Source organism: Chryseobacterium sp. ISL-6, assembly GCF_018613715.1.
GTDB classification, from domain to species: domain Bacteria; phylum Bacteroidota; class Bacteroidia; order Flavobacteriales; family Weeksellaceae; genus Chryseobacterium; species Chryseobacterium paludis.
The window spans coordinates 846,143-862,021 of sequence record NZ_JAGGPT010000001.1; the positions used below are offsets into that span (position 1 = coordinate 846,143).

Sequence of the window (15,879 nt, forward strand, 5' to 3'; positions counted from 1 at the left end):
AAGCGAATTATAAAAAAAGTCTAAAGTATCTGAATTTGGCAAAAACAGAGAACTATGCTAAAAACGATCTCTGTACTCAGATGAAAATAAAACAACTTACCAGTTATAATTATATTGCTATAGGCCTTTATAAAGATGCCATAATTGAACTTAAAGAAATAGCTGTATTATCAGATAAAATACCTGTTGATTCAATAAAAATATATACTAAAGCATCGGCATTCATTGATACTGGTGTCGTGTATAGAGGTAAAAAACAATTTGACTCTGCTACTTTCTATCTCGAAAAAGCAATTGCTCTATTACAGAAGAAAAAAAATCAAAGATTACAAACAATATCAGCTTGGGCTCATTTAACATTGATAGAAGTTAAAATTGACGAAAATAAAATTGATTCGGCAGATATATATTTTAAATTATTGAAAGTACAAAAAAGAATTTTAGTAGGTAGCTGTAATGTCAAATTATATCAGGTTAAAGGCAAAATTTATGACAGAAAGAAAAAATATTCATTAGCCATTAACAACTATCAAAAGGCGTTAGAATTGGCTAAGGAAACTAAGAATATACATGTCATGTCAGATCTTTATCAATTAATTTCTCAGGCCTATTTAAAAATTAATAATAAAGAGTTATACAAAACATTTCTCCAGAAATATAATTCTACCAATAATAGTTTAAATACGAGCTCTCAAGACTCAACGGAAAGCATTGTAAAAGAATTGGTTATCAAAAAAGAGGAGAAATTGAAGTCCAAAACCAGATCCTTAATTTATATTATATGTATGATCGCTATATTGGTTATAGCTTTTTTTATATACATTTTTACAAAGATCCGTAAAGAGCGAAAGATTTTAAATAAAAAAAATCAAGAAACTAAATTATTAAACAAAAAGCTAAATACTGATTTTGAAGAAATAGTAAGATTAGCTAAAAACAATGATTCGGAATTTTTAAACCGCTTTCAAGAGGTATATCCTGATTTATTTCCAGGACTTTTAGAAATAGAACCTAATATGCTCATCAACGAATTACGATTTTGTGCTTTATTATTCCTTAACTTTTCAACTAAAGATATTGCTCAATATACGCTTTTACAACCACAATCCATACAAATAAGAAAGCATAGATTAAGAAAAAAATTGGGGATCCCATCAAACGTTGATATCTACATCTGGATGAAGAATGTCAATCAAAATAATAAAACAGCCGATTCACCTATTCAACATAAACTTTACAGTTACAGTAAATACAATTGTATAATAAAAAAATTAAGCACCTTAATTAAAAGATAAAGTATGAGTAAAAATAGGAATCAACAGAACCTTAGAACCTCACTACATTCAACATTAATTAATAATCACAAGGAAAAACATTTCCTACGGAGACATAACATCCCGATTTTGGTATTTCATTTTAAGTTTTCTTTATTATTGGTATCACAATAAATATTCAAAAAAGAGAAAATAATAGCAATAAATATCAGATTTCCTAAACCAAAAAATAGATCTGTTACAACGAGAATATAATGGAGTTGATTTGTATAAATGATATTCTTTTCAGAATCTATAATTGCAGATTACCAATTTTTAATACTTCATATCTGGAAAATAGTATACAAAATGCATGTTAAAATTGAAAAATATAGATTTTATATCTGCTTTAATTTTATTAAAATAATAATATTGCATCATCTCCCAGATTTACAAATAACTTTAAACAACTGATTTACAACAACTTAAACACATGTTATATCTATGTAATATCCTCAAATTACAGCGTATAATGGTTTGGATTGTATACTTGTGAAATCAATGGTCATTGTAAAGTGAATTGTGAAAAACATAACTTTTACTCTAACTGTTGAATTTTAATAAACAAACCAAACAAAAGATTTTATTTATGAAAAACAAATTAATTTTTGCGTTTTTTATTCCACTTTTAGTAAGTGGTATTTCTCTACAAGCTCAAAGGTATGTTGAGCAAAAGATCAATAGTGATGATGGCAGATCATCATTCATTAAGTTCAATTCAGGAACAGCCGCTAAAGACCTGGCCTTATCGGACAACAAAAAGTTCTTCTCAGAGCTTTTAAACCTCCCTGCAGGATCAGAAATGGTTAAAACGGAATCTGCAAAACTGTTCAGTGATTTTTCGGACGAAAAATACCAGCTTTATCACAATGGGATTAAAGTTGAATTTGCCAAGTACATATTGCATTATATAAAAGGCAATCTGGTAAGCATGAACGGTGAAATGTATGATACTGACAATGTGAATACCCAACCCGATGTTTCAGAATCTGTGGCACTTCAAAAAGCCATAAAACATCTGGGTGCAAAAACTTTAATGACAGGAACTAAGCATGGAAAAGAAATTGGGTATCAGCCAAAAGGAGAACTTGTTTTAATCCCTGTTGAGGCTTCTAATGGAAAGTATAGACTTTTATTATCATATAAGTTTGATATTTTTTCAGCTGAACCATTTTTAAGATCTCATGTTTATGTAGATGCAAAATCCGGAGCAATAATACTTAATGATCCCATCATGAAACATGCGGGAGAAAATGCCCATGGAAAAGAATTGAGTAGCATCCCAATTATTGGAGTAGAAAATCAGGCAAAACAGGATTTTGCATCAATTTTTGTTGCAGGAACAGCCCAAACAAAATACAGTGGATCAAAGTCTATTGAAACCACTCTTTTGAATAATAAATATGTATTAAAAGATAACACAAGAGGTGGTGGAGTAAATACTTATAATAACAATAATGCGAATTATACCAACCTTGTAAAAAACAATATCACGGATACAGATAATAACTGGACCACTGCAGAACATTCTTCTACCGGTAATGATGTGGCACTGGATGTACACTGGGGAGTAGAAAAAACGTATGATTATTTCAAAACAGCTTTCAATAGAAATAGTTATGATAATCAGGGTGCTGTACTTGACAGTTATGTTCATGTATTAAATTCTTGGGAAAATGCAGCTTGGACAGGAAGCGAAATGGTATATGGTGATGGCGCAAGTACATTCAAACCACTTGGTGCATTTGATGTTACAGCTCACGAATTAGGACATGCAGTATGTCAAACAACTGCCAATTTAGTATACCAAAGAGAATCAGGAGCTATAAACGAGGGACTTTCTGACATCTGGGGTTCCGTGGTTGAAAATACATATGCACCGGATAAACAGAACTTTTTAATTGGAGAAGATATTACCAAAGTATCTCCTAGTTATTTAAGATCACTTAGTAATCCAAACTCAGGATTATCAAAACAACCGGACACTTATAAAGGAACCTATTGGAAAGATGCAAGTAACAATTGTATTCCTAACCCCAACACCAATGATAATTGTGGTGTTCATTACAACAGTGGTGTCCTGAACTATTGGTTTTATCTTTTGGTAATGGGTGGTACAGGTACCAATGATATTGGAAATAGCTTTAATGTTACGGGAATAGGATTTGAAAAAGCTGCGAAAATTGTGTATAGATTGGAGACTTCTTATCTCACATCCAACTCCACTTATAATAATGCTTTAACCTATGGAATCCAAGCCGTTAAAGATCTTTTTGGTGCTGATTCGGCAGAACATATAGCGACTCAAAATGCATTTTATGCAGTAGGTCTAGGACAGGCATATACTGGAGGTGGAAACCCGACAACAGATACTCAGGCTCCTACTGCGCCTCAGTTGACAGCGTCTTCTACTACACAGAATTCCACTGCATTATCATGGAGCGGATCTACGGATAATGTTGCCGTAACGGGATATGATGTTTATAGAGGAACAAGTCTTTTAGGTTCTACTACTACAGCGACAACATATTCGGTGACAGGACTTTCGCCTTCTACAGCATATAGCTTTACGGTAAAAGCAAAAGATGCTGCAGGGAATGTTTCTCCAGCTAGTAATACAGTAAATGTAACTACCCAATCAGGTGGAACGACAACAACTTACTGTTCTTCTTCTGCAAACTCTACTTCAGATGAACGCATTGCTAATGTTAAATTTGCGAATATCAACCAAGCTTCAACAGGAACAACGGGATATGAAAACTTTACTTCTTCTATAGGAAATGTTGCAAAAGGAAATACCTATTCCATTACTATAACTCCATATTGGTCATTTTATAAGTTTAGTGAAGCTTATGCTGTTTATATTGATTATAACGGTGACGGCGACTTTACTGATGTTGGGGAATTAGCATGGTCTAAAACAGGCAGCACAACATCTCCTGTTTCAGGAAATATAACAATTCCCACAACAGCTATTACAGGTGATACAAGAATGAGAGTTATTATGAGATACAATTCATTGCCAACTTCATCATGTGGAACATTTGATTACGGTCAGGTTGAAGATTATACATTAAGAATAGCTTCATCTGCTGGTATCAGCTCATTGGTTTCTGAATCTTTAGCAGATAATAATACCATCAGTATTTATCCAAATCCGGTAAAAGAAATAATTAAAATTAAATCTGCTTCCGGTTCGGAGTTCAAATATCAGCTTATTGATGCTCTTGGAAAAGTGGTATTATCAGGAGAAACAAGATCTCAATCCATTGATGTAGAATCATTGCTTTCAGGAGTTTATATTCTATCATTAGATAATGGTAAAGAAAAAACCACACAAAAAATTATTAAAAATTAATCACTGATTTTTAAAAAATCCTGTAGGATTAAACAGGTAAAATGATGTAAACAGTTGTGAAATTAATTTCACAGCTGTTTTTTTTAAACTTATAGGTAATGACTGTTCAGTAAACTCTTTGCATTTATTTTTGCCTTTTTTACATGAAAACATTTAATAAAGAGAATTAATCTTTATCAAACCCTGTTTTAAATTCCAAAGATTGCAAATTAATACTTCCGATAAAGTTTGTAGGACAAATAAATATTTTAACTTCTATCTATTTAAAAAAACAGACCTTTGAAATTTCTTTTATTCTTTATTAATCATTATAAAAAGTACATTTTGAGTTCTTACATATGGTTTAATTTGGGTAAATCTAATTTCTCTTTATTTATTAATGCAATCGATTACATAAAAAATTATATATTTCAGAAAAAATTAGAAATCAGTTACGCCGACAGTGCAGGATAATTTCTAATTGCAATTATTTTAGATTGCGATAAAAGAAAAGAAAACTATAGAATAGCATTCCTCTTTAAAACTAAACAATCTTATAATATTATGAAAAAGTATGCTTTATTCCTTTTTGCACTGTTATTATCAATCCAGATCTCGGCTCAATATAAAGCCTGGACTTCAGCACAGGAGCCACTAAAAGAAATTCAGGCATTAAAAAAACAAATTATAAAACCCAACTTCAGAAAAAAAGATTATCTCATTACTGATTTTGGTGCCATTGGAGATGGAAAAACAAAAAATACTGAAGCATTTAGAAAAACTATTGAAAGATGCAATTCTGAAGGAGGAGGAAGAGTTGTAGTTCCAGAAGGAATTTTTTTGACGGGTGCCATTTATTTAAAAAGTAATGTGAATCTTCATGTAAGTGAGGGAGCAACTATTTTGTTCAGTCAGGACAGTAATGATTATCCTATTGTATTCACAAGATGGGAAGGAATGGAATGTATGAATTATTCATCACTGATATACGCTTACGAGGAAGAAAATATCGCCATTACAGGAAAAGGAACATTAGATGGAAATGCAGATGAAGATCATTGGTGGTTTTGGTGTGGTGCAAGAAAATACGGTTGGAATGAGTCACGTCCCGGAAAGCAAACACCTGCACGTACAAAGCTCCATCAATATATGGCTGAAAAAAAAGATCCTAGAGAAAGAGTGTTTGGAGATGGATATTACTTAAGACCTAATCTCGTTCAGCCTTACAAAAGTAAAAATTTCTGGATGGCAGATGTTCATGTAAAAAATTCCCCGATGTGGAACCTCAATCCGGTACTTTGTGAAAACGTTCTGATCGAAAGAGTAAGAATAATAAGTCATGGTCCCAATAATGACGGTTTCGATCCGGAGGCATGTAAAAATGTTTGGATTAAAGATTCCTATTTCGATACCGGAGATGATTGTATTGCCATAAAATCCGGAAGAGATGAAGATGGAAGAGATATCGGAAAACCTGCAGAAAATCATATCATTGAAAATTGCGAAATGAAAGACGGACATGGTGGCGTTGTGATCGGAAGTGAAATTGCAGGTGGTGCCAAAAACATCTATGCAGTAGGAAATGTAATGGACAGTAAAAATCTTGAAAGAGCACTTCGTATTAAAACCAGTTCGAGCCGTGGTGGAATTATTGAAAATGTATTTTTTTATAACACAAAAGTTGGCTCTTATAAAGAAGCAGCCGTCCGTTTCAATATGCATTATGAAAAACCCGGCAATTTTATTCCGACGATTCGAAATATAAGGGTAGAAAACTTAGAGGTGAAAGGAGGAGGAAAATATGCTGTCCTTTCTGATGCTTATGAAACTTCTCCTGTAACGGATTTCACCATGATCAATGCTAAAATCAATGGTGTTGAAATTCCTTATAAAGTTGATTTCTTAAAAAATGTGACTTTAAAAAATGTCATTGTGAATGGCCAACCTGTAACCAATTTTAAATAAGATGCGAAAAAGATCAATTCTGGCCTGCTTTATCGTCTTATCTGCTTTTTCACTTTCTTTTTCCCAATCAAAACACTGGCAGAAAAGTGAGCGGAAACTGCATTATAAAGAAGACAACGGTGATTTTTTATTGGTCAATGGAAAATACAGATTCAATCGTGCACTTTATGGAAACCACCTGGCTTCCCGCGTAGAAGCTGGTGACTTGCCGGAATTTGCCTTGTATTTCCCCGGAATGGGTGGCAATCTTCAGTTTGTTATTCAGAAAGGAAGTTCCATTAAAAAATTAATTCAGGCAGAAAAAATTGAAACCCGCTACCGCCCCGGAACAATGCTTTATACCATCAAAGATCCGCTTTTTGGGAATGGAGGTTTAAAATTAACTGTTTTAGCTCAATCAAAGCAGGAAGGTTTGATTTTAAAAATGGAAATGGATCATATAGATACTGATACCAAGATCTATGCTGTTTATGGGGGAGCAAGCGGAAAAGCCTTCAGTAGAAATGGTGATATTGGTGCTGATCCGGAATCAGGATTCTATTTACTTCCTGAATACTGTATCGATAATAAATTTCAAATTAATAAAAACCAATTCCAGCTCTCTTACTTTAACAAAAAAAAGGAAACTCAAGTTGTTAATGGAAGTTTTTCTAATACCAACTTATTACAATTAGCTGATGCTAAAACACTGCAAAATCTTTCTGATCTTACTCAAAATATGGTTGAACGATCTCCTGTAATTTACACAACCTATTCAGCACAAAAAAAACCTGTTTACATTCAGATTACAAAAGGAGAATCAATTTCTGAAACGACCACAGAAGAACATTTTACAGCTATTTTTGATGAAGCTGAACAAGCCCGATCCGCATTGGCCAATCGGATTCAGTTAAAAACACCGGATTTGGATTTGAATAGCTTTGGAGCTACCCTTGCTATAGCTGCGGATGGCATTTGGGAAAGCCCTACATTTCTCCACGGAGCAATAGCCTGGAGAATGAGGTTAAATGCATGGCGCGGTGCTTATGCAGCAGACGTTCTCAGCTGGCACGACCGGGCAAAAGAGCATTTTGAAAGTTATGCAAACTCTCAGGTTTTGGTTCCTGAAAAAGCACCTGTTAAGATGGATACCCTTTTACATTTGGCTCGACATGCAGAAAATATGGGAACTTCAGTATTTTCAAGTGGATATATTTCAAGGAATCCCAATGACAATTCCAAACCCCATCATTATGATATGAATCTCGTTTTCTTTGACCAGATATTTTCTCATTTTAACTATACAGGTGATGTTGAGTTTTTAAAGAAAATGTGGCCGACAATGGTCCGCCATATGGATTGGGAAAAACGAAATTTTAAACGAAATAACCTTTACGATGCCTATGCAGCGATTTGGGCAAGTGATGCCTTACAATATTCTGGTGGTGGTGTCACTCATACTTCTGCCTATAATTATAGAGCCAACCGTGAAATGGCGAAATTAGCGAAAATAGTAGGTGCAGATCCAACGCCTTATGAAAAAGAAGCTGATATAATTCTGAATGCAATGAAAGATCAACTCTGGATAAAAAAGAATGGTTATTTTGCTGAATTTAAAGATGCTTTGGGTAACAAAATCCTTCATGATAAACCGGGAGTCTGGTCAATTTATCACGTTTCAGATGCTTTTATTTTAAATGAATTTGAAGATTATCAGAATACTCAATATATCAGGAATTATATACCACACATTCCGGTAACAGTGAAAGGTGAAGCTTCCAAAAACTATTATACTTTAGCAACCACAAACTGGCAACCATACACCTGGTCTATCAACAATGTCGCCTTGGCAGAAAATCTGCAGACCGCATTAGCTTACTGGCAATCCGGAAGAAACGAAGATGCATTCCAACTTTGGAAAGGTAATTTGATGGAAAGTATGTATTATGGAATCAGCCCTGGAAATTTTGAACAGTTATCCCATTATGATGCCTTTCGTGGTGAATTGTACCGGGATTTTGCAGATCCGATCGGAGTTGCGGCAAGAACTTTAACAGAAGGCCTGTTTGGTGTCTATCCAAAATTGTTGGAAAATAAAATTAACATAAAACCGGGATTTCCAAAAGACTGGAATTTTGCAGAATTGAAACTTCCGGATTGGGAATTTAAATTTAGCAGAAATTCTAAAAAAACGAATTATTGGTTTAAATCAAACTTTGCCAATGTGGTTTCACTCGATTTGTTAATTCCGATAAATCATACCCAAATAAAATCTGTAAAAGTAAATGGTAAAAAAATACATTGGAGCATACAACCGAATTCTATTTCACAACCTGTTATAAAGCTGGAGACTGCAAAAGGAAAAGATTTTGCCATTGAAATTACCTATTCAGGAGAAGAATTAAAAAATGAGAAGACTGATTATATAAATTATATTTCTGAAAGTCTTCAACTTAATGTAGATTCTAAAAAGAAGATTCAGCAGATTTACGATCCACAGGAATTAATAAAATTCAGAAACGGAAATCAACTTGACTTAGTAAAAGAAGAACGGAAAGGAACTTTTTTCGTTCAACTCGAGCAAAATGGAACAAAATGGTGGCAACCTGTAAATGTTGACATTCAATATCCTTTAGAAATTAATTGGAGAATGAAAGGTCTGCAAATTCAATCACAATCATCAATTCAGATTAGTGGAAAATTGAAAATTAATGATTTTTCCCATGCTTTTTCTATTAAAAAAGATGAGATGAAATTCATTGAAATTCCGACAAATACTTTAAGTAAAGGAACTAATTCTGTTGAACTTGAATACAATGGAATCAAACAAAATTTAGAAATAACAGATTGGGAGATTGAAAATAAAGGAGAGTTTAATCCCATTTCACTGCAGTCACAATATAATGATCGGGTGACCCACATTTTTAACCAAAAATACCTTTCACCCCGACCAACAGTTCCTACTCTTCAGCTTCCATGGCAGGGAATTGGAAACTGGTGCTATCCATTGTCTACCACTCAAATTGATGATACCGGACTGATGGCCATTCGGAAAAATGAAAAGCTTACGTTTTTAGGAATTCCTTTTTTAATCAATAACGAAGAAAAAAATATTGTTTTTACGAGTCAATGGGATAATTATCCAAAATCCGTTGAAATACCACTGAAAGGAAAGGGTAAAAAGATCTATTTTCTTTTGTCAGGTTCTACTAATCCAATGCAGTCGCAGATTGTAAATGGAATGATTACAATTAATTATTCCGATGGTTCGTACACCAATTTGGAGCTAAAAAACCCCGTCAACTGGTGGCCGATTGAGCAGGATCTGTTTGATGATAATTTTGCTTTTGAAATCCCGGATGATAAAATCCCCTACCGGGTACAGTTAAAAACCGGCCTATTGTATAAAGGTGGAAGTTTAACGAAATATTCAGAAATAAAAGGACTTACCAATCGGGCAGTCGAAGGTGGTGCAGCCACCATTCTTGATCTGCCAATTGACCCCAAAAAGGAATTGAAATCAATTAAATTAACAGCAGTGAGCAATGATGTTGTAATCGGAATGATGAGTGCTACTGTCCTTAAATAAAAATATAATGAAAAAATTAGTCGTATATCTTGGTCTGTTTTTGATGGGATTCTCCTCATTACACGCTCAAAAAATTGATCGTAAAAAGGTTGTCGGGCGTCATAATATTATCAATACAAAAATTGATACATTATCTACTTTGACTGTTGGCAACGGAAAATTTGCTTATACTGTAGATATTACCGGGATGCAGTCATTTCCTGAATTTTATAAGAACGGAGTTTCCCTAGGCACACAGTCTGAATGGGGATGGAACAGTTTTCCAAATCCTCAAAATTATAAATTTGATGAAACCCTGAAAGTTTATGACTTTAACAATGACGGACGTAAGGCACTATACAGTGTACAGCTTAAAGAACCCGAACGAAATAAAGAAGCCGTTGATTATTATCGTGTAAACCAACACCGATTGCAATTAGGAAATGTGGGTATTGAATTATACAAAAAAGACGGTCAGAAAGCAAAAATAGCTGATCTCAAAAATATTCATCAAGCCCTTAATCTTTGGACAGGAATTATAGAAAGTGAATTTTCTCTGGAAGGAACAGTGGTAAAAGTACAGACCGCTTCTTTTCAGAATTCCGATAAAATCGGAGTTAAAATTGAATCTGATCTGATCACGCAAAAAAGGCTTAAGGTTTTTACACGTTATCCCTCTCCTACCGGTCAATTTTTAGATGATGCCGCTTTTTATGGTAATGAAAATGATCACACAACAAAAATTCTATCATCACAGCCAACTTCCGGACTGATCCATCATCAGTTACAGAGTTCTGATTATTACACTCAGTTTTATTTTTCAGAAGGAATATTACGTGAAGCCGGAAAACATTATTTCGTGTATGAACCCTCTTCTAAAACAAAAAAAATAGAATTGAGCATTGAATTTTCTGCTAAAGATCCGAAAAGTAGTAAAAGTCTGTTTACTGATGCGGAAAGGGAAAGTACCTTAGGATGGAAATCGTTCTGGGAAAGCGGTGCAGCCGTTGATTTTGATGGAAGCACAGATCCGAGAGCCAACGAACTTGAACGCAGAATTGTTCTCTCAGAATATTTAACCAAAGTACAGTGTGGAGGAAGCAATCCACCACAGGAAACCGGTTTAACCTTTAACAGCTGGTATGGAAAACCACATACAGAAATGCATTGGTGGCATGGTGTACATTACGCTTTATGGGGAAGACCCGAAATTTTGGAAAAGCAACTGGATTATTATTTCAGGTCTTTTGAAAAAGCAAAGGCTTTAGCTGAAAGACAGGGATATAAAGGTGTTCGATGGATTAAAATGTCTGATAATGAGGGTAATGAAAGTCCTTCTTCTGTGGCTGCCTTTTTAATCTGGGAACAACCGCATATTATTTATATGACGGAACTGCTGTATCGGGATAAAAAGGATAAAAAAGTATTGGAAAAATATAAAGACCTGATTTTTGCAACGGCAGATTTTATGGCGGATTTTGCAACCTATGATAAAGAAAAAAACCGTTATAATCTAGGCAAAGGAGTGATCCCTGCTCAAGAAGTTTTCCCGGCTAAGGATACTTACAACCCAACTTATGAAGTGGCCTATTGGGATTGGGCACTAAAAACAGCACAGCAATGGAAAGAAAGATTGGGAGAACCGAGAGATAAAAAATGGGATGACGTCATTTCAAAATTATCTCCGCTTCCAGTTCAGGATGGTGTTTATCTGGCTACAGAATCTGCAAAAGATTCGTATACTTTTCAAAAATGGATGACCGATCATCCAGCTGTTCTCGGAGCCTTGGGAATGGTTCCGGAATCTCCAAAACTGGACAAAAAAATTATGAAAAATACGTTGGATACCGTTTGGAAAAAATGGAATTGGGAACATACCTGGGGCTGGGATTTCCCGATGACTGCCATGAATGCAGCAAGATTAGGTCTTCCATCAAAAGCTTTGGATGCTCTTTTTATGAACATTCAGACCAATACCTATTTGAAAAACGGCCATAACTACCAGGATAAACGTCTGCGTATCTATCTTCCCGGAAACGGAGGTGTTTTAACTACTGTTGCTATGATGCTGGAAGGTTGGGATAATTCAAAAGGTGAATTTCCCGGTTTTCCGAAAGATGGATCCTGGAAAATAAAAGCAGAAGGTTTCAAAAAAATGCCTTAAAAACTCACATTCATATATAGTGAAGTCTGTCCGGAAACGGCAGGCTTTTTTTATGCTTAAAATTATATTTTCGTCAATATTCAAACACAAAAAAGAAACATTAATCAATCCTTATTCGCAATTGTATTATAATATTTAAGATAATAACAATAAAACTAACAATACAGCATAGTGCAGGATGATTTTATGGTGTTAAGCTTTTAATTTAATACAATCAAAAAATCAAAACTTATTAAACATGAAAAAAATTTCTACAACACTTTTGTTTTCTTTATTTCTGTTATCGTGTAATCATGATGATCACAGCAATCCACCAACTACTGAAAGCTGCAATTCTGAAAGGGCTTTGGCTTTTCCTGAAGCGGAAGGTTTTGGAAAATTTTCTAAAGGAGCACGAGGGGTGACGAATCCCAGCGTTTATATTGTCAGTAATCTGAATGACAGTGGTCCGGGTTCCTTTCGGGACGCTGTGAGTCAGCCCGGCAGGTTTATCGTATTTTCTGTAAGTGGTATTATCAATTTGCAATCTTCCTTAGCGATGTCACCAAATCTTACCATAGCTGGCCAGTCAGCTCCCGGGAAGGGAATCGTTCTCTATGGCCAGAAAGTATCCTTTACGGGCGCAAATAACACCATTGCAAGATACTTCAGAATCCGACTGGGGAATGTAAACGGATTATCCAAGAATACAGATGCTTCAGGAGTAGCAAATGGTAAAAATATTATGCTGGACCACATGTCTTTTTCGTGGGGTCTCGACGAAGTTTTTTCCATCAACTGGGATAATAAAGGGTTTGAACCCGACAGTATAACCATACAGAATTCTATTATAGCACAGGGTCTGCATCGTCACAACCATTCTGCCGGTGGCCTGATCCAGACAACCGACGGGCATATCAGTATTTTAAAATCTCTGTATGAAAGTAACAAAACAAGAAATCCTAAAGTAAAAGGGAAGAATGAATTTGTAAATAATGTCATATACAATTATGGTAACCTGGGAAATACTTATGGGCATACCGTTTCTGGAGATGGCTATATTATGGGTGATTCAGCAGGAATTTCGGAAGTGAATATTATCAATAATTATTTTGTTGCCGGTCCTTTAAATGTGGATAATCAATCGACACCATTCAGCAGAGGTACCAGCACATTCCATTTATATCAATCGGGAAATTATTACGACTCTAATAAAAACGGGGTTTTGGACGGAAATCTGGTTCCTCAGAATACAACGGCATTTCCCGGAAATACACCGGTTCAATTTATGAACAGCCCATTTGCATACCCTTTCAATGCAACTAACCTGTCTGCTACTCAAGCATTTTATCATGTTATACAAAATTCAGGAGCTAATTTTCCTCATCGTGATGATGTCGATAACTTGATCATTTCTGAAGTGAGTTCCAAAGGAACTCAGGGACTCTATGTGTACACTGAAAACAATCTTCCTCTTGCTAACGGTGGTTTAGGAGACTACCCTGCTTATCAAAGCGTTCAGGACAGCGATAAAGATGGAATACCAGATGCTGTTGAAGTTCATATGGGACTTAATCCGCGAGACTCAACAGATGCCCTGAAGGTTAGTAAATTTTGTAAAAATTATTTAAATATTGAAATTTACTTGAACAACATTATGAAGTAAGAATCACCTTTACTATTCACATCTAAATACTTATATTTTCGTCTTCATTCTGTTTCAACATGATTCAGAATGAAGATTTTTTAGTAAAATATTCATATATACAGACTTATTATAATTAATTAAAAATAAATATAGATTTATTGACATAAATTTTACGACTTATTTACGATCATTGGTTAATTTTTTATAAATTAGTTTCTTTAAACCGTTTTAACCGATCCTATCTGAAAAACATGGCAGAAACATTTGAAATACAGATCAATGAACACTCCAGAGTTCCTAAATATAAGCAGATTGTTGATTCTATTCTGAATGGAATAGATGGTGGAGAAATTCAGATTGGAGAGAAGATTCCTTCCATCAACGAGCTCAGTGAATCCTGCTTTCTCTCGAGAGATACTGTGGAAAAAGCATATAAGGAATTGAGGAAAAGACAGATCATAGAATCCGTAAAAGGTAAAGGATATTATATTTCACGTATCAATAAAAATGATATTATTAATATCTTTTTTCTGATCAACAAACCGAGTACCTATAAAATGATGATCTATAATTACTTCGTCAATGCAATCGGTACCAAAGGCAATGTTGAGATGTATATTTACCATTGTGATGAAACACTTTTCATTAATTCTTTGAAAAAGAATCTGGGCGGATTTGATTACTATGTCATTATGCCTCACTTTCGGGACGAACAGTCTAAACATACCAGCTCTACAAAGGAAGTGATTGACATGATTGAAAAAATACCAAAAAATAAACTGCTGTTGCTGGACAATACCAAACCCAATGTTTCAGGAGAATATGGTACTATTTTTCAGGATTTCGAACATGATATTTACAATGCCCTTCTGGAAGGTTTAGACAAGATAAAGAAATATGAGAAAATCATCTTAGTCTATCCTGATAAATCAATCCACCCCTATCCTTTCCGTATTGTACGCGGTTTTGAGAATTTCTGCAAAGATTTTAAACTTGATTATGAAATCCTTGATGAAATTTATCCTGATATGGAATTACAGGAAAAAGATATTTTCATCACAATCCGCGAACGGGATCTTGTTAATTTGGTGAAGCAGATCAGACAGAAAAATCTTGAACTGGGCAAAGACATCGGAATTATTTCCTACAATGAAACTCCTCTTAAAGAATTGCTGGGAATCACAGTGATTACTACAGATTTTAAAGCAATGGGAGAATCTGCTGCCTACATGATCCTGAAAAATAAAAGGGAACAGGTCAACAATGTCTTTAAATTTATTCAAAGGGATTCTTTATAAAGTCATTTATTTTTTTTAAATAATGCAATCGATTGCGCTTGTCATTAGATTAACACCTCTAACAATTAAATTATAGACAGCATTTAAAACCTACTAAAAAATATTTATTTAATTATGATTAAAAAATTAATTTTCGCCATGGCTTTCTTCATGGTACTTGCTTTGTCAGGACAGAAAAAGAATGATAAAGATGCTGTTACTGAAGCCGCTGAAAAGTTAAGATCGGCCATGATAAGCGGTGACAAACCAACATTAGAATCATTGATCTTACCGGGATTAACTTATGGACATTCGGGAGGTCACATTGACAATGCAGTGGAATTTGTCGAGAAATTAGTCAGTAAAAAATCAGATTTTGTAACCATTGATATTACCAATCAAAGCATCGACCTTGTTGGTAACACAGCGATTGTCCGTCACCATTTTTATGCAACAACTGCTGACTTTGGAAAAACTCCAGGGGATGTAACGTTGGATGTATTACTGGTTTGGGTAAAAACCAAAAACGACTGGAAATTACTGGCCAGACAGGCAGTAAAATCTGAAAAGAAAAAATAAGTATCAAGATTATGATAAACAAAATTCGCAAAGCTATCTTTGCGAATTTTTTATTTAGAATTTATTCTAA

The 15,879-nt window shown here is 34.5% G+C and carries 8 protein-coding genes; all 8 read left to right on the forward strand.

The window, feature by feature from the left end; genetic code table 11:
• The first annotated feature begins 35 nt into the window (after positions 1–35).
• Positions 36–1,295: a tetratricopeptide repeat protein gene (locus J7E44_RS03940; RefSeq protein WP_214825815.1), complete on the forward strand. Its 1,260-nt coding sequence runs from the start codon at positions 36–38 to the stop codon at positions 1,293–1,295.
• Between the two features lie 607 nt (positions 1,296–1,902).
• Positions 1,903–4,671, forward strand: a complete 2,769-nt coding sequence (locus tag J7E44_RS03945) for a M4 family metallopeptidase (protein WP_214825817.1) — start codon at positions 1,903–1,905, stop codon at positions 4,669–4,671.
• A gap of 543 nt (positions 4,672–5,214) precedes the next feature.
• Positions 5,215–6,615: a glycoside hydrolase family 28 protein gene (locus J7E44_RS03950; RefSeq protein WP_214825819.1), complete on the forward strand. Its 1,401-nt coding sequence runs from the start codon at positions 5,215–5,217 to the stop codon at positions 6,613–6,615.
• Position 6,616: 1 nt separating this feature from the next.
• Entirely contained in the window at positions 6,617–10,183 is a 3,567-nt protein-coding gene (locus tag J7E44_RS03955) for a DUF4450 domain-containing protein (protein ID WP_214825821.1), read from the forward strand.
• 7 nt (positions 10,184–10,190) lie between these two features.
• Positions 10,191–12,326 carry a hypothetical protein gene (locus J7E44_RS03960; RefSeq protein ID WP_251040469.1) on the forward strand — a complete coding sequence of 712 codons (2,136 nt, stop codon included), beginning with the start codon at positions 10,191–10,193 and terminating at the stop codon, positions 12,324–12,326.
• A 238-nt stretch (positions 12,327–12,564) separates the two neighbouring features.
• A complete protein-coding gene (locus tag J7E44_RS03965) occupies positions 12,565–13,971 on the forward strand; it encodes a pectate lyase family protein (RefSeq protein WP_214825823.1) in 1,407 nt (468 codons plus the stop codon).
• Between the two features lie 233 nt (positions 13,972–14,204).
• Positions 14,205–15,251, forward strand: coding sequence for a GntR family transcriptional regulator (locus J7E44_RS03970; RefSeq protein ID WP_214825825.1), 1,047 nt, complete (start codon positions 14,205–14,207; stop codon positions 15,249–15,251).
• 114 nt (positions 15,252–15,365) lie between these two features.
• Positions 15,366–15,809 (forward strand): nuclear transport factor 2 family protein, encoded by a 444-nt coding sequence (locus tag J7E44_RS03975; RefSeq protein ID WP_214825826.1) that lies wholly within the window; start codon positions 15,366–15,368, stop codon positions 15,807–15,809.
• Positions 15,810–15,879 lie beyond the last annotated feature (70 nt).

Excerpts from the sequence above, each read along its gene's own strand:
- J7E44_RS03945 (WP_214825817.1), top strand. The coding sequence starts at position 1,903 with ATGAAAAACAAATTAATTTTTGCGTTTTTTATTCCACTTTTAGTAAGT.
- J7E44_RS03950 (WP_214825819.1), top strand. The coding sequence starts at position 5,215 with ATGAAAAAGTATGCTTTATTCCTTTTTGCACTGTTATTATCAATCCAG.
- J7E44_RS03955 (WP_214825821.1), top strand. The coding sequence starts at position 6,617 with ATGCGAAAAAGATCAATTCTGGCCTGCTTTATCGTCTTATCTGCTTTT.
- J7E44_RS03960 (WP_251040469.1), top strand. The coding sequence starts at position 10,191 with ATGAAAAAATTAGTCGTATATCTTGGTCTGTTTTTGATGGGATTCTCC.
- J7E44_RS03965 (WP_214825823.1), top strand. The coding sequence starts at position 12,565 with ATGAAAAAAATTTCTACAACACTTTTGTTTTCTTTATTTCTGTTATCG.
- J7E44_RS03970 (WP_214825825.1), top strand. The coding sequence starts at position 14,205 with ATGGCAGAAACATTTGAAATACAGATCAATGAACACTCCAGAGTTCCT.
- J7E44_RS03975 (WP_214825826.1), top strand. The coding sequence starts at position 15,366 with ATGATTAAAAAATTAATTTTCGCCATGGCTTTCTTCATGGTACTTGCT.